The organism is Mesorhizobium sp. GW821-FHT07A06 (assembly GCF_059419085.1).
The window spans coordinates 25,276-51,035 of record NZ_JBWKRC010000002.1; the positions used below are offsets into that span (position 1 = coordinate 25,276).

Annotated in this window: 22 protein-coding genes and 1 riboswitch; of the genes, 12 read left to right on the top strand and 10 right to left on the bottom strand. The window is 63.5% G+C overall.

Going from position 1 to position 25,760, the window contains the following annotated elements; genetic code table 11:
* Window positions 1–12: 12 nt before the first annotated feature.
* Entirely contained in the window at window positions 13–1,569 is a 1,557-nt protein-coding gene (locus AC07SZ_RS05565) for a hypothetical protein (protein ID WP_494913671.1), read from the bottom strand.
* Window positions 1,570–1,653: 84 nt separating this feature from the next.
* Window positions 1,654–2,241 (bottom strand): GNAT family N-acetyltransferase, encoded by a 588-nt coding sequence (locus AC07SZ_RS05570; RefSeq protein WP_056573381.1) that lies wholly within the window; start codon window positions 2,239–2,241, stop codon window positions 1,654–1,656.
* Between the two features lie 66 nt (window positions 2,242–2,307).
* On the opposite strand from AC07SZ_RS05570, the gene AC07SZ_RS05575 reads away from it, so the two are divergent.
* The gene (locus tag AC07SZ_RS05575) at window positions 2,308–3,636 is read left to right on the top strand and encodes a DNA polymerase IV (RefSeq protein WP_056572207.1); all 1,329 of its coding nucleotides are present in this window, start codon (window positions 2,308–2,310) and stop codon (window positions 3,634–3,636) included.
* 4 nt (window positions 3,637–3,640) lie between these two features.
* Here AC07SZ_RS05575 and AC07SZ_RS05580 read toward each other — a convergent pair whose 3' ends face one another.
* On the bottom strand, window positions 3,641–4,147 hold the full coding sequence (locus AC07SZ_RS05580) for a hypothetical protein (protein ID WP_056572209.1): 507 nt from the start codon (window positions 4,145–4,147) through the stop codon (window positions 3,641–3,643).
* Between the two features lie 183 nt (window positions 4,148–4,330).
* Between AC07SZ_RS05580 and AC07SZ_RS05585 the strand changes: the two genes are divergently transcribed.
* Entirely contained in the window at window positions 4,331–5,212 is an 882-nt protein-coding gene (locus AC07SZ_RS05585; RefSeq protein WP_056572211.1) for a DMT family transporter, read from the top strand.
* Window positions 5,213–5,237: 25 nt separating this feature from the next.
* Here the strand turns inward: AC07SZ_RS05585 and AC07SZ_RS05590 are convergent, their stop codons facing one another.
* From AC07SZ_RS05590 to AC07SZ_RS05600, 3 genes are all read right to left on the bottom strand, one after another.
* Window positions 5,238–6,041, bottom strand: coding sequence for a potassium channel family protein (locus AC07SZ_RS05590; protein WP_494913673.1), 804 nt, complete (start codon window positions 6,039–6,041; stop codon window positions 5,238–5,240).
* 67 nt (window positions 6,042–6,108) lie between these two features.
* Entirely contained in the window at window positions 6,109–9,636 is a 3,528-nt protein-coding gene (dnaE, locus tag AC07SZ_RS05595; protein WP_494913675.1) for a DNA polymerase III subunit alpha, read from the bottom strand.
* A 118-nt stretch (window positions 9,637–9,754) separates the two neighbouring features.
* Complete coding sequence (locus AC07SZ_RS05600; RefSeq protein ID WP_494913677.1) at window positions 9,755–11,767, bottom strand: acetyl-CoA carboxylase biotin carboxylase subunit; 2,013 nt, start codon at window positions 11,765–11,767, stop codon at window positions 9,755–9,757.
* A 199-nt stretch (window positions 11,768–11,966) separates the two neighbouring features.
* Between AC07SZ_RS05600 and AC07SZ_RS05605 the strand changes: the two genes are divergently transcribed.
* The 7 genes from AC07SZ_RS05605 (at window position 11,967) to AC07SZ_RS05635 (ending at window position 17,178) form a co-directional block, all read left to right on the top strand.
* Window positions 11,967–13,094, top strand: a complete 1,128-nt coding sequence (locus AC07SZ_RS05605; RefSeq protein ID WP_140773266.1) for an S-(hydroxymethyl)glutathione dehydrogenase/class III alcohol dehydrogenase — start codon at window positions 11,967–11,969, stop codon at window positions 13,092–13,094.
* Between the two features lie 67 nt (window positions 13,095–13,161).
* Complete coding sequence (gfa, locus tag AC07SZ_RS05610) at window positions 13,162–13,731, top strand: S-(hydroxymethyl)glutathione synthase (protein ID WP_056572223.1); 570 nt, start codon at window positions 13,162–13,164, stop codon at window positions 13,729–13,731.
* A gap of 62 nt (window positions 13,732–13,793) precedes the next feature.
* Entirely contained in the window at window positions 13,794–14,261 is a 468-nt protein-coding gene (locus tag AC07SZ_RS05615) for a YaiI/YqxD family protein (protein ID WP_494913680.1), read from the top strand.
* Between the two features lie 30 nt (window positions 14,262–14,291).
* Window positions 14,292–14,969 carry a DUF1345 domain-containing protein gene (locus AC07SZ_RS05620; RefSeq protein WP_172373595.1) on the top strand — a complete coding sequence of 226 codons (678 nt, stop codon included), beginning with the start codon at window positions 14,292–14,294 and terminating at the stop codon, window positions 14,967–14,969.
* Between the two features lie 97 nt (window positions 14,970–15,066).
* Window positions 15,067–15,948 carry a cytochrome b/b6 domain-containing protein gene (locus AC07SZ_RS05625; RefSeq protein ID WP_494913682.1) on the top strand — a complete coding sequence of 294 codons (882 nt, stop codon included), beginning with the start codon at window positions 15,067–15,069 and terminating at the stop codon, window positions 15,946–15,948.
* A gap of 1 nt (window position 15,949) precedes the next feature.
* Window positions 15,950–16,741 carry a molybdopterin-binding protein gene (locus tag AC07SZ_RS05630; RefSeq protein ID WP_056572231.1) on the top strand — a complete coding sequence of 264 codons (792 nt, stop codon included), beginning with the start codon at window positions 15,950–15,952 and terminating at the stop codon, window positions 16,739–16,741.
* Window positions 16,741–17,178: a GNAT family N-acetyltransferase gene (locus tag AC07SZ_RS05635; RefSeq protein WP_056572233.1), complete on the top strand. Its 438-nt coding sequence runs from the start codon at window positions 16,741–16,743 to the stop codon at window positions 17,176–17,178. Before AC07SZ_RS05630 ends, AC07SZ_RS05635 begins: the two co-directional genes overlap by 1 nt.
* On the opposite strand, the gene AC07SZ_RS05640 is transcribed toward AC07SZ_RS05635, so the two are convergent.
* Window positions 17,175–18,176: a hypothetical protein gene (locus AC07SZ_RS05640; protein ID WP_056572235.1), complete on the bottom strand. Its 1,002-nt coding sequence runs from the start codon at window positions 18,174–18,176 to the stop codon at window positions 17,175–17,177. The genes AC07SZ_RS05635 and AC07SZ_RS05640 overlap by 4 nt on opposite strands.
* Before the next feature lie 183 nt (window positions 18,177–18,359).
* A riboswitch (glycine riboswitch) is annotated at window positions 18,360–18,447 on the top strand.
* A 149-nt stretch (window positions 18,448–18,596) separates the two neighbouring features.
* Here AC07SZ_RS05640 and gcvT point away from each other — a divergent pair.
* Genes gcvT through gcvP form a run of 3 tightly spaced genes read left to right on the top strand, consistent with a single transcriptional unit; the run spans window position 18,597 to window position 22,900 of the window.
* Window positions 18,597–19,697 (top strand): glycine cleavage system aminomethyltransferase GcvT, encoded by a 1,101-nt coding sequence (gene gcvT, locus AC07SZ_RS05645; RefSeq protein WP_494913684.1) that lies wholly within the window; start codon window positions 18,597–18,599, stop codon window positions 19,695–19,697.
* Between the two features lie 5 nt (window positions 19,698–19,702).
* Complete coding sequence (gcvH, locus tag AC07SZ_RS05650) at window positions 19,703–20,071, top strand: glycine cleavage system protein GcvH (RefSeq protein WP_056572239.1); 369 nt, start codon at window positions 19,703–19,705, stop codon at window positions 20,069–20,071.
* An 18-nt stretch (window positions 20,072–20,089) separates the two neighbouring features.
* Entirely contained in the window at window positions 20,090–22,900 is a 2,811-nt protein-coding gene (gene gcvP / locus AC07SZ_RS05655; RefSeq protein ID WP_494913686.1) for an aminomethyl-transferring glycine dehydrogenase, read from the top strand.
* Between the two features lie 12 nt (window positions 22,901–22,912).
* Here the strand turns inward: gcvP and AC07SZ_RS05660 are convergent, their stop codons facing one another.
* From AC07SZ_RS05660 to AC07SZ_RS05670, 3 genes are all read right to left on the bottom strand, one after another.
* Window positions 22,913–24,088, bottom strand: coding sequence for a GGDEF domain-containing protein (locus AC07SZ_RS05660; RefSeq protein ID WP_056572243.1), 1,176 nt, complete (start codon window positions 24,086–24,088; stop codon window positions 22,913–22,915).
* 167 nt (window positions 24,089–24,255) lie between these two features.
* On the bottom strand, window positions 24,256–24,729 hold the full coding sequence (locus tag AC07SZ_RS05665) for a tetratricopeptide repeat protein (protein ID WP_056572245.1): 474 nt from the start codon (window positions 24,727–24,729) through the stop codon (window positions 24,256–24,258).
* Window positions 24,730–24,888: 159 nt separating this feature from the next.
* On the bottom strand, window positions 24,889–25,716 hold the full coding sequence (locus AC07SZ_RS05670) for a PA3715 family protein (protein ID WP_494913689.1): 828 nt from the start codon (window positions 25,714–25,716) through the stop codon (window positions 24,889–24,891).
* Window positions 25,717–25,760: the final 44 nt, after the last annotated feature.

Genomic DNA, 25,760 nt, shown 5'->3' on the forward strand with positions numbered 1-25,760 from the left:
AGAGCCGAACCCTCAAGGGTTCAGCTTCGCGCCGGCCCCGCCATTATCGGCGCCACCGCCATTATCGCCACCGCTGCTATCGCCCGCACCGTTACCATCGTCGACGCTGTCGTCCACCGCCGGATCGGCGGGCTTCAGCATGACGCCGTTGACCGTGACCGAGCCGTCGGCCTTGGTGCTGACAGCCCATTCCAGCCGGCCGTCCGGCAGCGTCTTGGCAAAACCCTTGGCCATGAGAGCGACAGGCACGTACTGCCCCAGCTCCGGCTCCGCCTTCGCTGCGTCCTGCAGATGGGCCATGATCTTGTCGAAGCCGGCGACATCGACCGTAAGATTGGCGTCGGGCTTTTCACCGAAGCTCGTCATCTCGCCTTCCAGCGCGACCTCCATGTCCTTGTTCTTCACGATGCTGTGGCCGATGACGACCTTAGGCGCCTTGGCCAGGAAATCCGCCTTGAGCTGGTCGCCGAACTCGGCCGACAGCGGTGGATCCTGATTGAGATCAAAGGCTTCGATCGCCTTCTTCGCCATGCTGTCGAGATCGATATTGGCACCGCCGAAGTTCAGGTCGATATCGGTGGGCAGCAGCGCCACGCTCCAGCTCGGCAAAAGCTGCTGCGGGACGGTCAGCCCCGCCACCTTGATGCCGTAGGTGACCTTGCCGTTCTGGGCAACGCCATCGGCACCGAAGACGGTGCTGAGTTGCGTCGCCCCAAAAGTGCCGATCGGGCTGTCGACGGCGAAATCCTTGAAACCATAGGTGCCGTCGATGCGCTCCCACACCGGAAGCGCGGCGAGCAGAAGCGACTTCAGCTGCGCCTGGTTCGCCTTCAGCGTCTTCTCGTCCTCATTGGCCACGGCAAATGCCAGGAGGTCGAGCAGCGGCTTGGTCTGCACGCCCTTGCCGCTGGCCTCGACCGACAATTCCGGCGACTTCACGGTGACCGGAAAATTCAGCCCGCTCTCGGAATCGTTGAATTTTATCGCCTCGACGAAATTCGAAATTTTCTGCGACGTCGTGAAATCGACGCCGCCATTGGCGGCCTTTGTGGCGGCGATGGTCGCGGTGCCGGCACCGGCACTTACGTCGATCTGCTGCTTGGCATCCTTCGATGCCATCGTCATGCTCGCGATCGAACTGGTGCCGCTGACGAAAGCCGCTAGATTGGGGTCGTAGACGCCGGCACCCTTGCCGTCCTTGATCGAAAACTGCGTGCTCTGCGGCCCCTCGGGCCCCTTGAACTCGAAGGACGCGCTTTGCGAGAAATCCATCGAGACGTCCCAGGTCCCGTCGCTGCGCGGCTTGACCAGGAGGGCGTAGGGGGCAAAGTCGAGTTTCACCTGTTCCTGCTTGGGCAGGACCCCGGCCAGTGTCTTGAAATCAAACACGATCTTGTAGGCATCGCCTTCGACCGAAACCTTCAGGATGCCCGTGTCGAGCGCCTGCTTGCCAACATAGCGGGACAGGTCATCGGACAATTGCTTCGCGCCCTGACTGTCCACGGTCTGGCCGAAAGCGGGCGCGCTGAGCACAAGCGCGGTAAAGGCAACTGGCAACACACGGTTCACGGGAATTCTCCGTTTGGTCGAAAGGCGGAAATCGTTTCGTACGTCTGGTAGGGAAATACCGTCACAACTGCAAGATGATGGTGATCAGGTGCCAGGCTGCAGCACCAGCCGCATCAGCGGTCGCCCCGCCTTACGCTCGACCAGTCTCTCGAACCCGGCCTTCTCGAACACCCCCGACGAGCCGACGAACAAGCCGATCGAACGCGAATCGCGAGACAGGTCGATCGGGCAGGCCTCGACAAGCCGTGCACCGTTCCTGCGAGCGAAATCGATGCCACCTTCAACGAGGCGATGCGTGATACCCCTGCCGCGCGCCTTGGCTCGAATGAAAAAGCAGGAGATCGCCCAAACGGCTGGATCTGAAGCGTCGGCGGGGTCGATCGGCGCCGAGCCCCTGCCCTTGTTGTTCCATTCGGGCACGTCGGCGCGCGGCCCGATCTGCATCCAGCCAACCGCCTTGCCGTCCTCGAAGGCCAGAAGGCCGGGCGGCGGGCCGGCTTCGATGCGCGCCTTGATATGGTCCTTGTTGCGTTCGCGGCTGCTTTCGCGCCGCGTCGCCGGCGCCAGCCTGAAATGTGTGCACCAGCAGCCGTAACAGGCGCCCTGCTTGCCAAAAAGATCCTCGAAATCAGGCCAGAGCTCAGGCGCCAGCGGCACTATGGTCGTGCTCATGCGGTTCTCCCCAGGCCAAGCTTGTCGCTGGCCCTGCACTGTCGTACCATTGCCTCTGTTCTCTTTATGTTCGCAGCGATGGCGGCCCCTGTCAACAATCCCGATCACGGTTTTTGCCGTGACTGCCTGACGTTTCAGCGCAGTGAGACGCGCCGCTGCGAGCGCTGCGGCAGCCCTCGCCTTGCCCGCCATCCCGAGCTTTACCGGCTGCATCTGGCCCATATCGATTGCGACGCCTTCTACGCGGCGATCGAAAAGCGCGACAACCCGGCGCTCAAGGACAAGCCGCTGATCGTCGGCGGTGGCAAGCGCGGGGTCGTCTCCACCGCATGCTACATCGCCCGCATCCGCGGCGTGCGCTCCGCCATGCCGATGTTCAAGGCGCTCGAGGCCTGCCCCGACGCGGTCGTGATCGCGCCCAACATGGAAAAATACGTGCGTGTCGGCCGTGAGGTGCGCGCCATGATGCAGGCGCTGACACCGCTGGTCGAGCCGCTGTCGATCGACGAGGCGTTTCTCGACCTCGCCGGCACCGAACGGTTGCACGGCCTGCCACCGGCCGTGGTGCTGGCGCGCTTCGCGCTGGCCGTCGAGAAGGAGATCGGCATCACGGTTTCGGCCGGCCTGTCCTACTGCAAATTCCTCGCCAAGATCGCGTCGGATTTCCGCAAGCCGCGGGGCTTTTCGGTCATCGGCGAGGCCGAGGCGGTCGGCTTCCTGGCGACACAGCCGGTTACGATGATCTGGGGCGTCGGCAAGGCGTTCAACGCCACGCTCGAGCGCGACGGGATCCGCACCATTGGCCAGCTCCAGAAGATGGAGCGTGGCGACCTGATGCGCCGCTATGGCGCGATGGGTGACCGGCTCTACCGGCTTTCGCGCGGCGAGGACGTCCGCCGCGTCGATCCCGACCAGGACGCCAAGAGCGTGTCGGCCGAAACCACCTTCGACACCGACATCGCTTCGCTGGAAGAGCTGGTCTCGGTGCTGCGCGGCCTTTCGGAAAAGGTCTCGGCGCGGCTGAAAAAGTCGGGCATTGCCGGACGCACCGTGGTGCTGAAGCTGAAGACCCAGGATTTCAGGCTGCGCACGCGCAACCGCCAGCTCGGCGACCCGACCCGGCTCGCGGATCGCATCTTCTCGACCGGCGTGGAGCTTCTGCGCAAGGAAACGGACGGAACGAAATTTCGATTGCTCGGCATTGGCGTCAGCGATCTGTCCGATGACGACAAGGCCGACCCGCCGGATCTGGTCGACGTTCAGTCGCGCAAGCGCGCCATGGCCGAAGGCGCGATCGACGCGTTGCGCGACAAGTTCGGCCGCAAGGCGGTGGAGACCGGCTATACATTCGGCAGGGGCCGTGACGCCCATCCGCCGGAGCCGCTCGAGGAATGAGCTGTCAGGTGCGCTTCAGATCGATGCGACTCGTCACCACGTTCTTGCCGGTTTTGGGATCGCGGTCGATGACGGTGAGCAGAATGCCATTGGCGCCTTTTTTCTGCACAGTCAGCTGCGCGCTGCGGTCACCATTGACCAGCTTGGCCCAGCGGATGGCGAGATTGATCGCGTTGCCGGAGCGGCTGCCGTTGAGCTGCGCCGGACCGGTGCGCGATCCGACATAGACGCCGCTGTAACTGGCACCACTGGTTTTCAGATGGGCGCTGATGGCGCGCGAGACCACAACGAGGCCGCGGCAGTTGCCGTCGAGCGACAGCGAGGACGCTGTGGCATCCGATTTGAAGGTGCAGGAAACGCTGACGGTCGGCGCCTGTGTCGTCACCTGGACAGTCCCCTTGCCGGCAAAATTCCCCTGGAAGGATTGGAGAAACTTGCTCTCATCGGCATGTGCCGCATTGGCCGCGACCAGCAGGCAGCCGGCAAGTGCGAACCGCGCAGGTGATGTCATCGAAGTTCTCCTCGTCGGGCAGACATGTAATACCAAGGCTTGTGGTGGATACAGCGACTCAACGCCCCTTGGCGTATCAGGTTCCGCGGGCAACGCGACCGTTTGCAACGTCGCCACGACTGGTCCAGAAGAATCAAGCGGCTAGCGATTGCGGCAAAGGCTCCCGCCTGCGAGATAGCGGCCATGAAACCCACCCCTTCGATCCCCAAGGCTGCGTTCTGGATGGCGCTGTCGGTTACCTCGTTCCTGGGGATGTCGGTCGCCGGCCGCGCCACGACAGCGGAGCTCAATGTCTTCCAGGTGCTGGAATTGCGCTCGGTGTTCGGCTTCCTAATTCTCCTGCCGCTGGTGCTGACGAGCGGTGGCTTTGCGGCGATGCGCACGCAACGTCCCCTCGCCCACATCGCCCGCAATGTCGTTCACTATAGCGGCCAGGCGGCATGGCTCTACGCGCTAACGCTGATTCCGCTGGCGGTGCTGATATCGATCGAATTCACCACCCCGATCTGGACGGCGATCCTGGCGGTGACTTTTCTGGGCGAACGGCTGAGCCGGCCGAAACTGGCGGCGGTCGTGCTCGGGCTGATCGGCGTGGTGGTCATCGTGCGCCCGGGCGTCGGCTCTGTCGATCCTGGACACCTGGTCGTGCTGGGTGCCGCGGTCTGTTTCGGCATATCGCTGGTCATGGTCAAATCACTGACCCGCACCGACAGCGTCGTGCGCATCATTTTCTGGATGCTGATCATCCAGTCGGTGCTCGGCCTCATCCCGGCGCTCTACGTATGGCGCACCCCTTCACTCGAACTCTGGCCATGGGTCGTGCTGATCGCCTTCACCGGCATGTCATCACATTTCTGCATGGCCCGCGCGCTCACCTATGCCGACGCCACCGTCATTTCGCCGATGGATTTCCTGCGGGTGCCCTTGTCCGCGCTGGTCGGCTGGCTGCTTTATCACGAGCAGATCGACGCCTTCACCGCCGGTGGCGCGCTGCTCATCCTGATGGGCAATCTGCTCAATCTGCAGCGCAAGCCGGCCGAGCCGGCTGAAGTGGCGGCGTCATAGCCGTCATCCCCTGAATGTTCATGCGCTAGTCGCCTGCGTCTGGTATGTTGAGAACATGCCCGCAGGCCTTGCAGTGCACCGCGTCCGGTTCGTGCCGTTGCAGTCCGCATCGCGGACACGGGAAGAACACCTTGGCCGGCCGGAAGATCGCCTGCGCCAGCCTGACGAACAGCGATATTCCGATGATCATGGTGACGATCGCGGTCAGCTTGCCGGCCATGCCCGGCAGCACGATGTCGCCGAAACCGGTCGTGGTCACCGTGGCCACGGTGAAATAAAGCGCGTCGATGTAGTTTTCCAGCCCGGCTCCATTGCGGAAGAAGAAAGTGTAGACGAAGCCGGTGATGACAAAGAGAAAGGTCAAAAGGTTGATGACCGCGTGGCTCGCCTCGCGCCAGGGGCGCAAGCCACGCATCTCGAAATGCCGCCAGATCGAACCGCTGCGCGACAATGACCACAGCCGCAGGATGCGCAGGAAACCGAGATTGGCGAGCGCCGTCGGCATCAGCAGCGTCAAAAGGATGAAGACATCCACCCAGGAGGTTGGCTGCTTCATCAGGCGCAGCATGTCGTTGGAGGCCAGCAACCTGGCGATAAGGTCGACGCCGACGAGCACCGCCACCGCATAATCCAGCCACAGGAACGAAGCCGATTGCTGGATGACGGGTGTCGCGATGAAGAAGGCGATGATTGCCAGATCGATGACGATTGCCGCCAGTTGGAACCGGAAAGCCGCCGGCGTGCGCCCGTGGTAGAGCCTGCGCAGCGTGTCGCGCAGGCGCGCAATTGCTGAAAGATCCTGGGATGAAGCCTTGTCGGAGGTCTTCATGCGGGCCGCGATTGCGCAAGCGGCGGATGCCGCCCGCAGGATCGCCACCGCCTGCCGAGGATGGCGGTCACACCAATTCCACTTCGACCACGCCGGGCACGGCGCGCATCGCCGACGCGATCTGCGGCGAGACGCGGTAGCCGCCCTGCAAGGCGATCTCGACCTCGCCCTGCGCCTCTTCCTTGATCACGATAATGCTCACCTGGCTCTCGCCACGCTGGGTGAGTTGGGATTGGATCATCGAGGCGGGTCCGTCGTTCCTGACGAAAATGCGCAGCGCCTTCTGGATGCGGCTTGCTTCATCCTCCAGGGACTGGACCGAGTTGATGCGCAGGTTTACGCCCTCGGGCCTGTCCTCCGCCGCCACGGTGATGACGACGGAGCGGCCGGCTTCCAGGAGGTCGCGATACTGTGCCAATCCTTCCGAAAAAAGCACGGCCTCGTACTGGCCGGAAGTGTCGGAAAAGGCCACCACGCCCATCTTGTTGCCGGTGCGTGTCTTGCGTTCCTGCTTGCTGGTCACCGTGCCGGCCAGGCGGCCGGCAGAAGCGCCGCGCTTGACGGCGGCTGAGAACTCCGCCCAGTTCTGCACCCGCATCTTTTGCAGCGCCGCCTTGTATTCGTCGAGCGGGTGGGCCGAGAGATAGAAGCCGACAACCTGGAATTCGCGGTGCAACCGATCGGCGGCGAGCCACGGATCCGTCGCCGGCAGGTTGAGCGCCTGCGACTGGCTCCCTAGCGAGGCGCCGAAAATATCGGCCTGGCCGGAAACGGCATTCTGCTGCGCCAGCGATGCCAACCCCATCATCCGTTCGACGCCAGCCATCATCTGTGCCCGGTCATGCCCGAAACAGTCGAGCGCGCCGGCCATGATCAGGCTTTCGAAGACACGTTTGCCAACGATCTTGGGATCGATCCGCTCGCAGAAATCGGCGAGGTTCTTGAACGGCTTCTCGCCACGGACAGCGACGATGTGCTCGACCGCCGCGTCGCCGACGCCCTTGAGCGCGGCCATCGAATAGTAGATGCGGTTCTCACCGACCTCGAAAGGCCGAAAACTCGTCATGACCGACGGCGCCAGAACCTCGATGCCGAGGCGCAGGGCATCCTGGCGGAAATCGGCGAGCTTGTCGGTGTTGCCCATGTCGAGCGTCATCGACGCCGCCAGGAACTCGACCGGATAGTGCGCCTTGAGATAGGCGGTCTGATACGAGACCACGGCGTAGGCGGCGGCGTGCGATTTGTTGAAACCATAGTCGGCGAACTTGGCCAAAAGGTCGAAAATGAAGTCGGCTTGCGGTTTGCTGACGCCACGCTCGACAGCGCCAGTGACGAAGCGCTCGCGCTGCTTGTCCATCTCGGCGCGGATCTTCTTGCCCATGGCGCGGCGCAGAAGGTCGGCTTCGCCGAGCGAATAGCCGGACAGCTCCTGCGCGATCTGCATGACCTGTTCCTGATAGACGATGACGCCTTGCGTCTCCTTCACCAGATGGTCGATCTTCGGGTGGATCGAGGCCATCTCCTCCTCGCCATGCTTTCTGGCGTTGTAGGTCGGGATGTTCTCCATCGGGCCCGGACGATAGAGCGCGACCAGCGCGATGATGTCCTCGATGCAGTCGGGCCGCATGCCGATCAGCGCCTTGCGCATGCCGGCACTTTCCACCTGGAACACGCCGACCACCTCGCCGCGCGACAGCATGGCATAGGTGTCGGGATCGTCGAGCGGTATCGTCGCCAGGTCGATGTCGATGCCGCGCCGGCGGATCAGTTTGACCGCCGTATCCAGAACGGTCAGCGTCTTCAGGCCGAGAAAGTCGAACTTCACCAGCCCGGCCTGCTCGACATATTTCATGTTGAACTGGGTAACCGGCATGTCCGAGCGCGGATCGCGGTACATCGGCACCAGTTCCGACAAAGGCCGGTCGCCGATGACGATGCCGGCGGCGTGCGTGGAGGCGTGGCGGTAAAGGCCCTCCAGCTTCTGTGCCATGTCGAGCAGCGTCTGGACGATCGGTTCCCTCTCGGCCTCTTCGGCAAAGCGCGGCTCATTGGCGATGGCGTCGGCGAGCTTGACCGGATTGGCCGGATTCTGTGGCACCATCTTCGACAGCTTGTCGACCTGGCCATAGGGCATCTGCAGCACGCGGCCGACGTCGCGCAGCACGGCGCGGGCCTGCAGCGTACCGAAGGTGATGATCTGGCCGACCTGGTCGCGCCCATATTTCTGCTGGACGTAGCGGATCACCTCTTCGCGGCGATCCTGGCAGAAGTCGATGTCGAAGTCGGGCATCGACACGCGGTCCGGATTGAGGAAGCGCTCGAACAGCAGCGAGAAGCGCAGCGGATCGATGTCGGTGATGGTCGTCGAATAGGCGACCAGCGAGCCGGCGCCCGAACCACGGCCCGGGCCGACCGGAATGCCTTGCGCCTTGGCCCATTTGATGAAGTCGGCAACGATCAGGAAGTAGCCGGGGAATTTCATCTTCTCGATGATGCCGAGTTCGAATTCGAGCCGCTCGCGATATTGCTCGACCGTATAGCCCGGGGTTGGTCCGTGCAGCGCAAGCCGCGCATCGAGCCCCTCGCGCGCCTGACGGGCGAGTTCGGCCGCCTCCGCCTTTTCCGCGGCGTCCTTGTCGGCACTATCGCCGCCGGTGAAACGCGGCAGGATCGGGCTGCGGTTTTTTGGATAGTAGGAGCAGCGCAGCGCGATCTCGACGGTGTTGTCGATCGCCTCGGGCAGGTCGGCGAACAGCTTTGCCATGTCGGCCTGGCTGCGCAGGAAATTGTCCGGCGACAGCCGGCGGCGTGTGTCGACGGCGACGACCGAGCCCTCCGCGATGGCGATCAGCGCGTCATGCGCCTCATAATCATCGCGCGACGAGAAAAAGGCCTCGTTGGTGGCTACCAGCGGCAGTTCGTGCGTATAGGCGAGATCGATCGTTGAGTGCTCGATGGTCCGGTCGTAACCCGCAACCCGGTCCAATTCGACATAGAGCCGATCGCCGAACAGCGCCTTGAGCGCCAAAAGCCTCACCTCTGCCAGATCGCGGCGATCCTCCTTCAAGGCGTTGCCGATCGGGCCGCGTGGGCCGCCGCTGAGGCAGATCAGCCCGTCGGCGTTTCCCTCCAGCATCTCGGTCGTCAGGTGCACCGCCTCGCCGGGCGGCGTTTCCAGATAGACCCGACTGACCAGCCTGACCAGGTTGGAATAGCCGGCCTCGGTCGCGGCGAGCAGGACGACCGGCCGCATCTCCGGCCCTTGCCGCCGGCGGTCGCGCTGACCGTCGCTGTTCTCGCCGGAAAAAGCGAGTGCGATCTGGCAGCCGATGATCGGCTGGATACCGTCCTTGACCGCCTTCTGTGCAAACTCCAGCGCACCGAACAGGTTGTTGGTGTCGGTGACGGCGATGGCCGGTGCCTCGTCCTTCACGGCGTGGCCAACGATCTTGCCAAGCTGAAGCGCACCCTCGAGCAGCGAATAGGCCGAATGCACGCGCAGATGGACGAACGGCCGCGCCGGCACCTCCGGCCGCGCTGCCGCAATCGCGGCTTCGCGCTTCAGGGGGTCGCGTGGAAGTCTGTCGTCCGCCATGGTTTCTCGCGCTGTCGAAGGCTTTGAGTCGGTGGAGATGTATTGTCCGGGACCGGGCGATACCAGTCCAGCACAAACGACCGACAACCACAGGCTTCCGCGACCCTGCGCGACCTGCTCAAGCGAATTCCATGATCACCGCGTCAACGGCCAGGCTGTCGCCCGGCTTGGCATTGAGCTTGGACACAACGAGATCGCGTTCAGCGCGCAGCACGTTTTCCATCTTCATCGCCTCGACCACGGCAAGCGTTTCGCCGGCCTTGACCTCCTGTCCCTCCGCAACGGCGATCGACACGACGAGGCCGGGCATCGGGCAGAGCAGCAGCTTCGACGTGTCCGGCGCCACCTTCTCCGGCATCAGTCTTTCAAGCTCGGCGGTACGCGGCAGCATCGCGCGCGCCGTCACCGACATGCCCTTCCAGGCAATGCGAAAACCGTTGGCGACAGGCCGGATCTGGGCGACAACGGAGCGCTTGCCGACCGTGCCGCGCCAGATCAGATCGCCCGGCCGCCAATCGGATGAAACGGTCAGCGCCTTGCCGCCTTCGATCGACAGGTCGACCTCCATTGGAATGGAAATCATGCCTTCGAGGATCGACGCCTGGAGATAATCCTCGCCAATCTTCACCACCCAGTCGCGCTTCAGCGCCCCCGAATGCGGCGCCAGCCGCCCGCCCAGCCGGTCGAGCCTGTCGCGGCGCAACAATTCCGTGGCGGTGGCGATTGATGCCAGCACGGCCTTTTCCTCGCTGTTCGGTACGACAGGGGCAAAACCGTCGGGATATTCCTCGGCTATGAAGCCGGTCGAAATCGCCCCTTCCCGCCAACGCGGATGCTGCATCAGCGCCGCCAGGAACGGGATATTGTGCTCGATCCCGTCGACCACAAAACTGTCCAGCGCTTCCGACATGGCATCGATTGCCTGGAGCCGGGTCGGTGCCCAGGTACAAAGCTTGGCAAGCATCGGGTCGTAGAACATCGAAATCTCCGAGCCTTCGGTGACGCCGGTGTCGTTGCGGATGACGACGTCGCCAAATTGGCCCTCTTCCGGCGGCCGATAGCGGGTCAGCCGGCCGATCGACGGCAGGAAATTGCGATAGGGATCCTCTGCATAGAGCCGGCTTTCCACCGCCCAGCCATTCAGCTTGATGTCGTCTTGCTTCAAGGCGAGTTTCTCGCCGGCGGCGACACGGATCATCTGCTCGACCAGGTCGATGCCCGTGACAAGCTCGGTCACCGGATGCTCGACCTGCAATCGTGTATTCATTTCAAGGAAATAGAAGTTCTTGTCCTTGTCGACGATGAACTCGACCGTGCCGGCGCTCTGATAATCGACGGCCCTTGCCAGCGCCACCGATTGCTCGCCCATGGCCTTGCGCGTCTTGGCATCGAGGAATGGTGACGGCGCCTCTTCGGCCACCTTCTGGTTGCGGCGCTGGATCGAGCATTCGCGCTCGCCGAGATAGAGCGCGTTGCCATGCGCGTCGGCCAGCACCTGGATCTCGATATGGCGCGGATCGACGACGAATTTTTCGATGAACACGCGGTCGTCGCCGAACGAACTCTTGGCTTCCGATCGGGCGCGGTCGAACCCGTCGCGCACTTCCGACTGGTTCCAGGCGATGCGCATGCCCTTGCCGCCGCCGCCGGCCGAAGCCTTGATCATCACCGGATAGCCGATCTCGCCGGCGATCTTTTCGGCATGGTCGGCATTCTCGATGACGCCGAGCCAACCCGGGACCGTCGACACCTTGGCGGCGTTGGCGAACTTCTTCGATTCGATCTTGTCACCCATCGCCTTGATGGCTTTGGGTTTCGGGCCGATGAAGACGATGCCTTCCGCTTCGAGAGCTTCGCAGAAGGCGGCCCGTTCCGACAGGAAGCCGTAGCCTGGATGCACGGCCTGCGCGCCCGTTTCCTTGCAGGCCGCGATGATTTTTTCAGGCACGAGATAACTCTGCGCGGCGGGCGATGGCCCGATATGCACCGCCTCGTCGGCCATTTCGACGTGAACCGCATCGCGATCGGCATCGGAATAGACGGCAACCGTGGCAATGCCCATCTTGCGCGCCGTCTTGATGACGCGACAGGCGATCTCGCCACGATTGGCGATCAGGATTTTCGTGAACATGCTGAGGTCATTCCCCTCCGGTCGGTCGTTCCTTTTATGGCCTGTGCTTGCAGGGTCAAGCCGAGCGTGCAAATCACTGCCTTTCAATCGATTTGCGATTCCAATTCTTCGCTGTGGCCCAGTCACGGCACCAGCTTCCAGTTGATCGTGTCGATAAAACCTGAAACCTTGGAAAAAAATTCGCATTGGAGGACGCCTGATGAAAACCCGCGCCGCTGTCGCTGTCGCCGCCGGAAAGCCGCTGGAAATCATGGAGGTCGACCTCGACGGCCCTCGCGACGGTGAGGTGCTGGTCGAGATCAAGGCGACCGGTATCTGCCATACCGACGAGTTCACCCTGTCGGGCGCCGATCCCGAAGGGTTGTTCCCGGCCATTCTCGGCCATGAGGGCGCCGGTGTCGTGGTCGACGTCGGCAAGGGCGTCACCTCGGTCAAGAAGGGCGACCATGTCATCCCGCTCTATACGCCGGAATGCCGGCAGTGCCCGTCCTGCCTGTCGCGCAAGACCAATCTGTGCACGGCGATCCGCGCCACGCAGGGACAAGGCCTGATGCCCGACGGCTCGTCGCGCTTCTCGATCGGCAAGGACAAGATCTTCCACTATATGGGCTGCTCCACCTTCTCGAACTTCACCGTGCTGCCCGAGATCGCGGTGGCGAAGGTCAATCCGGACGCGCCTTTCGACAAGATCTGCTACATCGGCTGCGGCGTCACCACCGGCATCGGCGCCGTCATCAACACCGCCAAGGTCGAACAAGGCGCCACCGCTGTCGTCTTCGGCCTCGGCGGCATCGGCTTGAACGTCATCCAGGGACTGAAGCTGGCCGGCGCCGACATGATCATCGGCGTCGATTTGAACAACGACAAGAAGGAATGGGGCGAGCGGTTCGGCATGACGCATTTCGTCAATCCGAAGGAGATCGACGGCGATATCGTCCCTTACCTCGTCAACATGACCAAGCGCGGTGCCGACCAGATCGGCGGCGCCGACTACACGTTCGACTGCACCGGCAACACCAAGGTGATGCGCCAGGCCCTGGAAGCCTCGCATCGCGGCTGGGGCAAGTCGGTCATCATCGGTGTGGCGGGCGCCGGCCAGGAGATTTCGACCCGGCCGTTCCAGCTTGTCACCGGCCGCACCTGGATGGGCACCGCCTTCGGTGGCGCGCGCGGCCGCACCGACGTGCCGCGCATCGTCGACTGGTACATGGACGGCAAGATCCAGATCGACCCGATGATCACACACACGCTGAAGCTCGAGGATATCAACAAGGGGTTCGACCTCATGCATGAGGGCAAGTCGATCCGAAGCGTCGTCGTTTATTGAAGCAAGGCCACACGCCGCCGACCACCGGCCAGCGACCTCTGTGGTTCACAACTGGGAGGAGAATGGAATGGCGGAGAAACTGCACCCGAAAATCGACAATGGCCTGCCCAAGGAAAGCGCAAGCTTTGCCGGCGGCACGTTGGTCTGCGCCTGCACCAGCAAGCCGGTCAAGGTGAAGGTCAAGGGGCAGATCGCCCACAATCACGCCTGCGGCTGCACCAAATGCTGGAAGCCGGAAGGTGCTGTATTCTCGGTGGTTGCCGTCGCCGGCACCGGCGACGTCACCGTCACAGAGAACGGCGACAAGCTCAAGGTGGTCGATCCCTCGGCGCTGATCCAGCGTCATGCCTGCACCGGCTGCGGCGTCCACATGCACGGCCCGGTCGAGCGCGATCATCCGTTCAAGGGGCTGTCCTTCATCCATCCCGAGCGTTTCGTCGAGGATGGCTGGTCGCCTCCGGGCTTCACCGCCTTCGTCTCGTCGATCATCGAATCCGGCGTCGATCCGAAGCGAATGGACGGCATCCGGGCCCAGTTGAAGACGATCGGGCTGGAGCCCTATGACTGCCTCAACCCCGGCTTGATGGACTATATCGCCACCTGGACGGCTAAGAAGTCCGGCGCGCTGCCGGCCTGAACGCTGTAAGATTTCAGGCAGGGGCCGGACATGTACCGGCCCCTGCCCGTTTCGGAGAGGCAATGCCCGCACCCGCCATTTACGTCGACGCCGACGCCTGCCCGGTCAAGGCCGAGGTCGAGAAAGTCGCCGAGCGCCTTGGCGTCGTCGTCACCCACGTCTCCAATGGCGGCCTGCGGCCATCGCGCGATCCGATGATCCGCAACGTCGTGGTCTCCAAGGGAGCTGACGCCGCCGATGACTGGATCGTCGAGAACGCCAAATCCAACGATGTCGTGGTGACCGCGGATATTCCGCTCGCGGCGCGCGCCGTGGCTCTCGGCGCGCACGTGCTTGGCCCCACCGGACGCCCGTTCACACCCGAAACCATCGGCATGGCGGTGGCCATGCGCGACCTCAAGCAGCATCTGCGCGAGACCGGCGAGAGCAAGGGCTACAACGCCTCCTTCGCGCCGCAGGACCGCTCGCGGTTCCTCGGCGAACTCGACCGTATCTTGCGGCGCGCCCTGAAATCCGCCACACCGAGCTAGAACAGAGCGCCATCCAGGGTCGGAACCACCATGGCCGCCGAAATCCCCGTGCAAAAACCCATGCAGCGCCACATGCTGTTCGCCATGTCCGCGTGTTTCGGCGCGCTTGCGCTGCTTGTGGCGTTGCTGCTGCACGCCCCACTCGCCTACTCGATCGGCGCCAACGCCTTTTTTGCCGCCTACGTCATTCTTGTCGTCAGCCAGATGCCCAAATTCACCGGCAAATATCTGAGCAAGAATGCGCGGGCCACCGACCAGCCGGTGCTGGTCATCTTCGCCGTCACGCTTGTCGTTGTCGGCGTTGCCCTTGTCTCCTTGTTCCTGCTGATCAACCAGAAGGACAGAGGCCACCCGGTCGAACTCATCTTCGCGCTGCTGTCGATCCCGCTCGGCTGGTTCACCATCCATGCCATGGCGGCACTTCATTATGCGCATGTCTACTGGATGGACGGCGACGAGGTCGACACCAAGACCAAGACAAAAATCCCGGTCGGCGGATTGCTGTTCCCGGGTGACAAGCGTCCGGAAGGCTGGGATTTCCTCTATTTCTCGACGGTCATCGGCATGACGGCGCAGACCGCCGACACCAACATCTCGACGACGCATATGCGTTGTGTCGTGCTTGTCCATTCCATCCTGTCGTTCTTTTTCAACACGGTCATCGTCGCCGCGGCCGTCAATCTCGCCGTCAGCCTGGGCGGTCCGTAATAAATCCGTGATCGGATGAAACATCGGTTTGGATCGCGACGTATCAGGAGGACAATGAACGCACAGGCCACGCCGCGAGGCCGGGAGAAGAGACAAGATGGAAACGGTTGCCAGAAGCCAATCCGCCACCGGACCGGATGCTCCCGCGTCGAGTGACAGCACACTGGTCTACCGCCAGTCGCGCTGGACACGGCTGACGCACTGGATCTGGGCCATCTCGCTGTTCTTCATGCTGCTTTCCGGCCTGCAGATCTTCAACGCGCGGCCGCAGCTTTACATCGGCAAGCAGTCCGGCTTCGAATACAACAATACCATCTTCGAAATCGGCGCCGAGAACACCGATACCGGTCCTCGCGGCTATACCGAAATTTTCGGGCACCGCTTCAACACGACGGGCGTGCTCGGCTGGTCAGGTCCGCCAGGCAACGAGACGGCGCGCGGCTTCCCGTCCTGGGCGACCATTCCCTCCTACTATGATCTCGGCACCGCCCGCGTCGTGCATTTCTTCTTCGCCTGGATCCTGACGACGACATTGATCGTCTGGCTGGTCGCCAGCCTGATCAACGGCCATATCAGGCGCGATCTCGCCCCGCGGCTCGACGATCTCAAGCGGCTGCCACGGGATATCGTCGACCACGCCAGGCTGAAATTCCACCACACGCGCGAATACAACACGCTGCAGAAGATGGCTTATGGCGGCGTGCTGTTCGTGCTGTTGCCGCTGATGATCATCACCGGCCTTGCCATGTCGCCCAGCATGAATTCGGTACTGCCCTTCCTCAACGAGATACTTGGCGGCCGGCAGACGGCGCGCACCATCCATTTCACCGTCATGCTGCTGCTTGTCGGCTTCTTCATCATTCACATCCTGATGATCCTTGCCGCCGGCCCGATCAACGAACTGCGCTCGATCATCACCGGCTGGTACCGCACGGATCCTCCCGCGCATGACGACAAGACGACCGAAAGGAGTGCCTGAGATGGCGAAGTTCCAGATCAGCCGCAGAAAATTCCTGACCGCCGCCAGCCTTGGCGCCTCCGGTATCATGCTGTCGGGATGCGACGCTTTCGACAGCCAGCTGAGCATCGGCAGCGGCCTGCGCAGCTTCCTCGAAAACGCCAATGGCCTGACATATCGCGCGCAGCGCTGGCTTGCCGGGCGTGACGCGCTGGCGCCGGAATTCACCGAGGCCGATATCCGTCAGCCGCAACGGCCGAACGGCGTCACCGCTCCTGACGATGACACCTACAAAGGCCTGCTCGCCAACAATTTCGCCGACTGGCGGCTGGAAGTCTCGGGACTGGTTGAAAAGCCGCTGTCGCTCAGCCGCGAGCAGCTTCAGAACATGCCGAGCCGCACCCAGATCACCCGTCATGACTGCGTCGAAGGCTGGAGTTGCATCGCCAAATGGACCGGCACGCCGCTGTCGCTCGTGCTCGACCAGGCGGTGGTCAAGCCGCAAGCGCGCTACGTCATGTTCCACTGCCTCGATACGATCGACCGCAGTCTGTCCGGGGACATCAAATACTATGGCACGATCGACCTCATCGACGCCCGCCACCCGCAGACGATCCTGGCCTATGGCCTGAACGGCAAGCCGTTGCCGGTCGAGAACGGCGCGCCGCTGCGCGTCCGGGTCGAGCGCCAGCTCGGCTACAAGATGCCGAAATATCTCTACAAGATCGAACTGGTCGACGGTTTCGCCAATGTCGGCGGCGGCCGCGGCGGCTATTGGGAAGACAATGGCTATGACTGGTACGGCGGGATTTGATGACCGCCTTCATAAGCGCCGAGCACGACCTGTCGCCCGTCGAACTGAGTGTGCTGGAAGAGCACCTGCACAGCGAAAACCGGCGACTCACAGGCTGCGGCGATGATCGAGGGCTGGCCTTTGTGATCCGCGACGGAGCGGGACGGGCAATTGCTGTGGCGGCCGGCTACTCGTGGGCAGGCACGTCGGAACTTCAATTGATGTGGGTCGACCAGGCCTATCGAGGCCTTGGGTATGCAAGGCAGCTGCTCGATGCCTTTGTTGCCGAGGCTGCCAGCCGTGGGGCTCGGCGAATATGGGTGTCGAGCCACGACTTCCAAGCGCCGGGCCTATACGAGAAAGCCGGTTTCCAGCGCGTCGCCGAGTTCGCAGGATGGCCCGAAGGGCATTCCAACATTGTCCTGCGCAAGATAATCGCCGCGGACGGCTGTGCTTAGGCGACCTTGTCGAGCAGCGGCCTCAGCGCCGGATGGATCAACGGCGAGGCATGCTTGATGAGGGTCAGCAGCGCGCGCTCGTTGTCGTAGAGGGGACGGTCCGCCGCGATGTGCTCCACCAACCATTTGGCTTCGCCGGCATCGATCGTTTCGGCGCGGCGGGCCAAAGCCTCCGCCGCCCTGTTCTTGGCTTCCCACTCGGCCTCGATGTCATCCGGGGACCGATAGGCTTCGATGATGCCGGCCATGCCACCGGAGACCATCCGGCTGAAGAAACCGCCGATTTCCGGATCGGCGTGCTCGAGGAAGGTTTCCTGGCGTAGCGCCACATCGCGGGTCGGGGCTTCATAGCCGGCTGAGCACATGACGAAATTGGCGATCGCCTTGACGAACAGGTCGTTCCAGGACGGATCGTTCTTGGCCTGGGCGGTCTGTTCGTTGATCCTGAACAGCACCTCGGCCTCGATGCGGGTGATGGCGATGTTGCCGTCGCCGCCATGGGCGTGGAGGATGCGGCGCAGCAGCTCGACTTCCGCCCTGGCGATCAGGCCTGGCACCAGCGCACCACCCAGCATCAGCGGCCCCTTGCCATCGATAACGGCATGGGCGACCTGCTCCAGCGCATAGACGCAAAGCTCGTCTGGCGACGATCTTGCCTCTTCCAACACATGGACCAGCAATTCGAGTTCGGTTCTGCTGTCGACCATGCCGTCCCGCGAGATGGTGCGGATCAGCCAGTCGGCATTGTCCTGCGAGATGTAGCCGGACGGTTTTTCCTGGTGGACGATGTAATCGGTCACCGCTTCGACGAAGAACGGTGCCCAGTCCGCGCATTTGTCCCGCGCCGTCTGGTCGAGCGCGAACAACGCCTCCGCCTCGCCTCGCGTCACCACGCCATCGGCGAACACATCGCGGCGCAGCATCACCACGTCCTCCTGGGCGATGCGGTTCTTCGAGGTCAGCCCCGCCACCGGCGCGCTCATGATCAATTCGCCCATTGTCGTCCCCGTCGCCCCAAAGCGCTACATCGGCCTTCCATATCAGGAGTGTCTTGAAAAACCGGCAAACGGCGTGGTTAGCGAAGACTTGTCGGCGCAACGCACCTTTGATGTCGCGGGGAGGTGACAAGGTGTCGCCGTCGGGCTATGGATGGCGCGTCGAGGACTTGAGGTTTTGAGTCCTACCTGTTTGCGGGAGAGAGCAGCGAGAGCTGCCGCCGAAGGGGAAATCGCCCGAAATCTCTCAGGCAAAAAGAACCGTAGACGGGAAAGACACTCTGGAAAGTCGGGGCTTGCCCCCGCGCCGAAGGTGTAAGCGCCGCTGACAGAGTTCCGGCTGCGCGAGTCTCTCAGGCTTCAGACAGAGGGGCACGGACTGGTCGCCATTCGCGGCCGATTGCGTGCGACTCTGGAGACGACATGACGGGCGACGACTCAAGACACCTTCCTCTCGAAGATATCCACACAGCCGCCGGTGCGCGCTTCGGCGCCTTCGCCGGCTGGTCGATGCCGCTGACCTACCCGGCCGGCGTCATGAAGGAACATCTGCATGCCCGCGAACATGCGGGGCTCTTCGACATCTCGCACATGAAACTGTTCGAGGTCAGCGGACCGCAAGCGGTTGCGCTGCTCAACCGTGCCTGCCCGCTGGATGTCGGCGCGCTCGAAATCTCGCAATCCAAATTGACGTTCTTCCTCAATGAGGCAGGCGGCATCCTCGATGACCTGATCGTCACCCGCCTCGGCGCCGACCGCTTTATGGTCGTCGCCAATGCTGGCAACGCCGTCGCCGACGAAAAGCATCTGCGCGAGCTGGCCGCGAATTTTGACGTGAAGGTCGAGCCGCTCGACCGCGTCTTCCTGGCCATACAGGGACCCGAAGCCTGGGCCGTGCTGTCCCGCGCCGGCATCGAGACCGGTTCGCTGCTGTTCATGCACGGTGTCGAGCCGCGAAAGAACTGGTTCATGAGCCGGTCCGGCTATACCGGCGAGGACGGTTTCGAGATCGGCCTGCCCGAGGCCGATGCGCGCGACCTTGTGGCGAAGCTGCTCGAGGATGAACGCGTGCTGTGGATCGGCCTTGCCGCGCGCGACAGCCTGCGGCTGGAAGCGGGGCTTTGCCTGCATGGCCAGGACATCACGCCGGAGACCGACCCGGCCGCCGCCGCGCTGATGTGGGCGATCCCCAAGGACATCCGCGCGTCTGGCGCCTTCATCGGCGCCGACGCCCTGCGCGCCGCCGTGGAACGCGGCCCGGCGCAAAAGCGTGTCGGTCTGAAGCCGGAAGGCCGCCAGCCGGTGCGCGCCGGTGCTGCCCTGTTCGACGCCGACGGCAATCCCGCAGGCCATGTCACATCGGGCGGCTTTGGCCCCTCTGCTGGCCATCCGGTCGCCATGGGCTATGTCGCCGCATCGCTGGCAAAGCCCGGCACACGGGTCTTCGCCGACGTGCGCGGCACGAAAATCCCTGTCGATATCAGTTCCCTGCCCTTCACCCCTCATCGCTACCGCAAAGGATAGACCGCATGGCAAAGACCTATTTCACATCGGATCACGAATGGCTCCGCGTCGAAGGCGGCATCGCCACCGTCGGCATCACCGACTATGCGCAGGAACAGCTGGGCGACCTCGTCTTCGTCGAACTGCCGGAAACGGGAAAGAAGCTGAGCAAGGGCGATACCGCAGTCGTGGTCGAATCCGTCAAGGCGGCCTCTGACGTTTACGCGCCGGTCGACGGCGAGATCACCGAGGCCAACGGTACGCTGTCTTCTGACCCCTCGCTGGTCAACTCGGCGGCAACCGGTGCCGGCTGGCTGTGGAAGATGAAGCTTGCCGACGAAAGCCAGCTCGCCAGCCTCATGGATGAGGCCGCCTACAAAGCCCATATCGGCTGATAACAGGACTTAGAAACGATGAGCGCAGCACTTACCCCCTTCTCGGCCCGCCATATCGGTCCTGATGTCAGCGATGTCAGAGCCATGCTTGCGGTGATCGGCGTCCCCTCGGTCGAGACACTGATCAGCCAGGCCGTGCCGCAATCGATTCGCCTCGACCTGCCGCTGGCCCTGCCGGCGCCGGCGAGTGAAGCCGAAGCACTGGCCGAATTGTCGGCGACAATGGCTGGGAATACCGTGCTGAAGAGCTTCATCGGCGCAGGCTATCACGGCGTCCACGTCCCGCCGGTCATCCAGCGCAATCTGTTCGAGAATCCGGCCTGGTATACGGCCTATACCCCCTATCAGGCCGAGATCAGCCAGGGCCGTCTGGAAATGCTGTTCAATTTCCAGACGCTGGTCACCGAACTGACCGGCCTGCCGGTGGCGTCGGCCTCGCTGCTGGATGAGGCAACCGCTGTCGCCGAAGCGGTCGGCATAGCGCTGCGCCACCATCGCGACAAACGCACCAAGGTGGCACTTGCCGGCACGCCGCATCCGCAGACACTGGATGTGGTACGCACCCGCGCCGAACCGCTCGGCATCGAGATCGACGGCGAGACGATCGACGACAACACGGCTGCCCTGCTCGTCTCCTGGCCCGATACATCAGGCGTCTATGGCGACCACAAGGCGGCGATCGACAAGGCCCGCGCCACCGGCGCGCTGGTCGTCTTCATCGCCGACCCGCTCGGCCTGACGCTGACCGACGCCCCGGCGAAACTCGGCGCCGACATTGCCGTCGGGCCGATGCAGCGCTTTGGCGTGCCGATGGGCTTTGGCGGCCCGCACGCCGCCTATTGCGCCGTCTCCGACAGGCTGACGCGGCTGATGCCCGGCCGCCTGGTCGGCCAGTCGACCGACAGCAAGGGCCGGCCCGGATACCGCCTCGCCTTGCAGACGCGCGAACAGCATATCCGCCGCGACAAGGCGACCTCCAACATCTGCACGGCGCAGGCGCTGCTCGCCAACATGGCGACGGCCTATGCCATCTGGCACGGTCCCGCCGGGCTGCAGGCGATTGCCGGGCGCATCCACGCGCTGGCCAACCGTCTGGCAAGCGGTCTCCAAGCGGCAGGCGTGCCGGTGCTCGGCGCCAGCCGTTTCGACACGGTGACGGTGGAGGTAAAGGGCAAGGCCGCGGAGATTGCCGAAGCCGCCGAAAAAACCGGCCGGCTGCTGCGCGTGCTTGATGCCGACCATGTCGGCATAGCCTTCGACGAAACCTCGACCGACGCCGATCTTGACGCGATCGCGGCCCTGTTCGGCGCCAAGGCCGGGCCTTCGGCCGGCAGCACGGTGCCCGGCAAGCCGCGGGGAAAAGAGTTCCTGACCCAGCCGGTCTTCAACGAGAACAAGTCGGAAACCGACATGATGCGCCTTCTGCGCCGGCTGGCCGACAAGGACCTGGCGCTCGACCGCTCCATGATCCCGCTCGGATCCTGCACCATGAAGCTCAACGCCGCGGCCGAAATGATGCCGGTGAGTTGGCCAAGCATCGCCAATCTGCATCCCTTCGCGCCGGCCAGCCATTCGGCCGGCTATCGCGCCATGATCGGTGAGTTGGAAGGTTGGCTGTCCGAAATCACCGGTTTCGACGCGGTCAGCCTGCAGCCCAATGCCGGCAGCCAGGGCGAATATGCCGGCCTGCTCGCCATCCGCGCCTATCACCGCTCGCGCGGCGAAGGCCACCGCACCGTCTGCCTGATCCCCTCTTCCGCCCACGGCACCAATCCGGCAAGTGCCGCGATGGCTGGCATGAGCGTCGTCGTCGTGCGCTGCCTGGAGGACGGCAATATCGACATGGATGATATGCGGGCCAAGGCCAACGAGCATTCCAAAAACCTCGCGGCGCTGATGTTCACCTATCCTTCGACGCACGGCGTGTACGAGGAAGGCGCCCGTCACCTCTGTGCCCTCATTCACGAGCATGGCGGCCAGGTCTATTTCGACGGCGCCAACCTCAACGCGCTCGTCGCCCTCGCACGTCCTGCCGACATCGGCGCCGATGTCTGCCATATGAACCTGCACAAGACCTTCTGCATCCCGCATGGCGGCGGCGGCCCCGGCATCGGCCCGATCGGCGTCAAGGCGCATCTGAAGCCCTATCTGCCGGGCCATGTCACCGAAGGCTCGGCGCATGCCGTGTCGGCCGCACCGTTCGGCAGCGCTTCCATCCTGCCGATCACCTGGATGTATATCCGCATGATGGGCGCTGCGGGCCTGAAGCAGGCAACGGAGACTGCCATCATCTCGGCCAACTACGTGGCGACACGGCTCGCGCCGCATTTCCCCCTGCTCTACAAGGGCCGGCACGATCGCATCGCGCATGAATGCATCCTCGACACGCGTGTGCTCAAGGAGAGCGCCGGCATCAGCGTCGATGACATCGCCAAACGCCTGATCGACTACGGCTTCCACGCGCCGACCATGTCGTTTCCGGTCGCCGGCACGCTGATGGTCGAGCCGACGGAGTCGGAGCCCAAGCGCGAGCTCGACCGCTTCTGCGAGGCGATGATCGCGATCGCCGGCGAGGCAGCCAAGGTGGCGAAGGGCGAATGGCCGCTGACCGACAACCCGCTGGTCAACGCGCCGCACACCGCGGCCGAGACGCTGGCCGGACAGTGGACCCACCCCTACTCACGCCTGGAAGCGGCTTACCCCGCCGGCGACGCCGACACAGCGGCAAAGTACTGGCCGCCGGTGTCGCGCATCGACAATGTCGCTGGCGATCGCAACCTGGTCTGCTCCTGCCCGCCGCTGTCGGATTATCTGGGAGCGGCCGAATAGCGGTCTCTCGGCCTAAGCTGAGCGCAAGGCCGGCTCGACCGGTTCGGCCTTGCCCATCCTCTTGCGGCTGATGACGCAATTTCGGCCGGCGCGCTTGGCCGCGTAGAGCGCGGCGTCCGCCTCGGCCAGCACTTCGTCGAGGCTGCTGCCGTCGGTGCCGCCAAAGCCGATTCCGCCGCTGACCGTGCTACGCAATGGACCGAGCGGACTGGCAACGATTTCGGTGCCGAAGGCCACGCCAATCTTGCTGGCGAGATCATAGGCCCGCTCTTCCGTCATCCGCGACATGACGACGGCGAACTCCTCGCCGCCAAGTCGAAAGGCGTCGACGCCGGTCCTGGCATATTTCCGGATGACGGCGGCGAAGCGGCACAGGACCTGATCCCCTATGGGATGACCGTATATGTCGTTCGTCCTCTTGAAGTGATCGAGGTCGAACATGACGATCGCCGTGAAGGGACCGAAGGACCGCTCGCCGTGGAGCGACGTCAACCCACGACGGTTCATCAGCCCGGTCAATGGATCGGTCATCGTCTCGGCCTTCAGCTCGATCTGTGCCTGCAGATGATGCAGCGAGAGCGTCAAGGCGCCGAGGCCGGTCATGCAGGCCACCGCCACGACGGAATTCAGACGTTCGGCCCAATTGTCGGGGGCAACGCCGAGCGTCCATTGCGCCTTGGCCAGCAGAACCATGCCGCAAAGGGCAAACGACAGCGCACAGGTGCCGCTCAGGAACGAGACCACGAGCAGGATGCGGCGATCATGACTGCCATTGACCCAGAACATGGCCCCGATCGTCGACAGCAGTACGGTCACCGTCGCGTAGGTGACGATGAAGCCGACACCGTCAAGGCCGAGGAAGGTCAAGGCCGCGCAGATTGCCATGGCGGCAAGGGTCGGCACGACCGCACGCCTGTGGTCCGGCACGCCAAGATACTGCATGGCCGAAATGCAGAGGATCAGGAAGCCCAGGCTGAGCAGCGCCAGCGCGATCTGGCAAAGCAACGGATCCGGCTCCTTGGTGTATCGCCAGAACAGGATCACATGCGCGACGAGGACGAGAATGCCGCACGCCACCGTCAGCACGAAACGCGCCCGCGGCGCGGTGAACCAGATTGCAAACATGGTAACGGCCAGACAGGTGCCCGACAGCGCGGCCGCGAGCAGGAGCGAACTGAAATCCAGCATTTCGGGCGGGGGCCTCTCGAGCGTCGGCGGTTAGCCGCATTCTAGGTCAGCGGCAGCCCTCGATCATGGCTTTAAGCCGATCTTTCGACCGAAGCTGCGGTTAGGGTTTACAAAGCGTCGATGCCACCTGTCCCGAAACCGTACCCTTGGCCGGCACGAGGACGGCATCAACCCTTGTTGAGCAGCGCCAGATTGGCGTTGACGACCGTGGGGTCGGCCATGCCGGCCTTCGCCTCCAGCAGCAGTGCCCTGGCCTTCTTCTTGTTGCCGCGCAGCAGTTGCGAATAACCCATATTGTTGACGATCTGCGGTTTGCGGCCGGCGACCTTCAGGAGCTGGCCGTAGGCGCGGTCGGCAAAATCGAAGCGGCCGAGTTCGTCATAGGAGGCGGCGAGCCCCATCCAGGCCTCCGCATTGTCGGCCTTCAGCTCGACGGCCTTGCGGAAATGCTGTTCGGCGAGGCCGTAATTCGCATCGCGAAACTGCGCCTTGCCTTGCGCCAGATCGGACGTATCGACATCCCTGGCGGCCGGCTGGATCGCGGTGGTCTTGGTCGTGTCGACGTTGTTGTTCGTCGTGCACCCGGTGATCATCAAGACGGCCGCCATTGTGGCCACCGCCGCAAATTTTGTCTGACGCATGCCCTGCCCCGTCGCCCGATTTGTCGGGTCGTTCTTCAGGGAAAGACACTACAGCACAGCGATTAAGCTTCGGTGCCGAAATGCCCCTAAGATTTGGTTTCCGCAATACCGACCATTAACCACTGGCCGCAACGCCGCGAGCAGGTGCGAACCCCCTTCTTACGGCGGGTCCATTGCCTTGAGCGCCGCCGGAACCGGATAACGGCTGCCGTCATAGCGCAGCCGGTCGGTCCGGCTCACCGACTTGCCGGGATGCGACTGGCACTCGCCATCCTTGTCGGGGAACGGCTCGTCGGTATCCTGCCGCTCGACCGCGATGATGTCGTGGTAGCCGCGATGGATCTTCGGGCTCATCGCCAGGCTCACCTTGCTCGAATGAAACGATCCCGCGCAATTGGTGTCGCCTTCGCCGCCAAAGCCGGCCACTACGAGCCCATCGAGCACCGCGCGCAGCGCGTTGCCGGCGATGGCGTAGAGCCGCAGGTCGGTTTCGTTGAACGGATTGGGCTGTGAATGGTTGGCCTTGTCGATGCGCAGGCCGAAGGCGGTGACACCGGGCGCCAGCCCATAGCGGCCGGTGTCGAATTCGATGCCGCGGATGGCGACGGCATCGTCGTTCATCAGCCTGGGCTGGAGCAGGCGCTGGCGAACCTGCAGGGTCTTCCTGTCGACGACCAGAAGTTCGATGTCGCCAACATGCTGGCCGTCGACGGATTGGACGCTGTCGATCAGCGGCACCGCGACCAGCAGCAGATCGTTATGCGCTGGCCAGACCTTGCAGACCAGGCCCGGCATACCGTCCTGCGGGACCGCGAGAGGGATGCTGGTATGCGGTTCGAGCGTGAACGAGCGGCCGTCGGCGCTTTTCTGGACCTTGGGATAAGCCTGCCGCAAAAGCGAGGCGGCATCGCCGCAATCGTCGGCCGCGGCCTGTGCCGGCCACAGGCTGGCGGCGGCGAGAGCGAGGGCACACAACACTATTCGCATGGGGTTCTCACGTCGCAAGGCCGCGTTCGGGCCGGATGATGCGT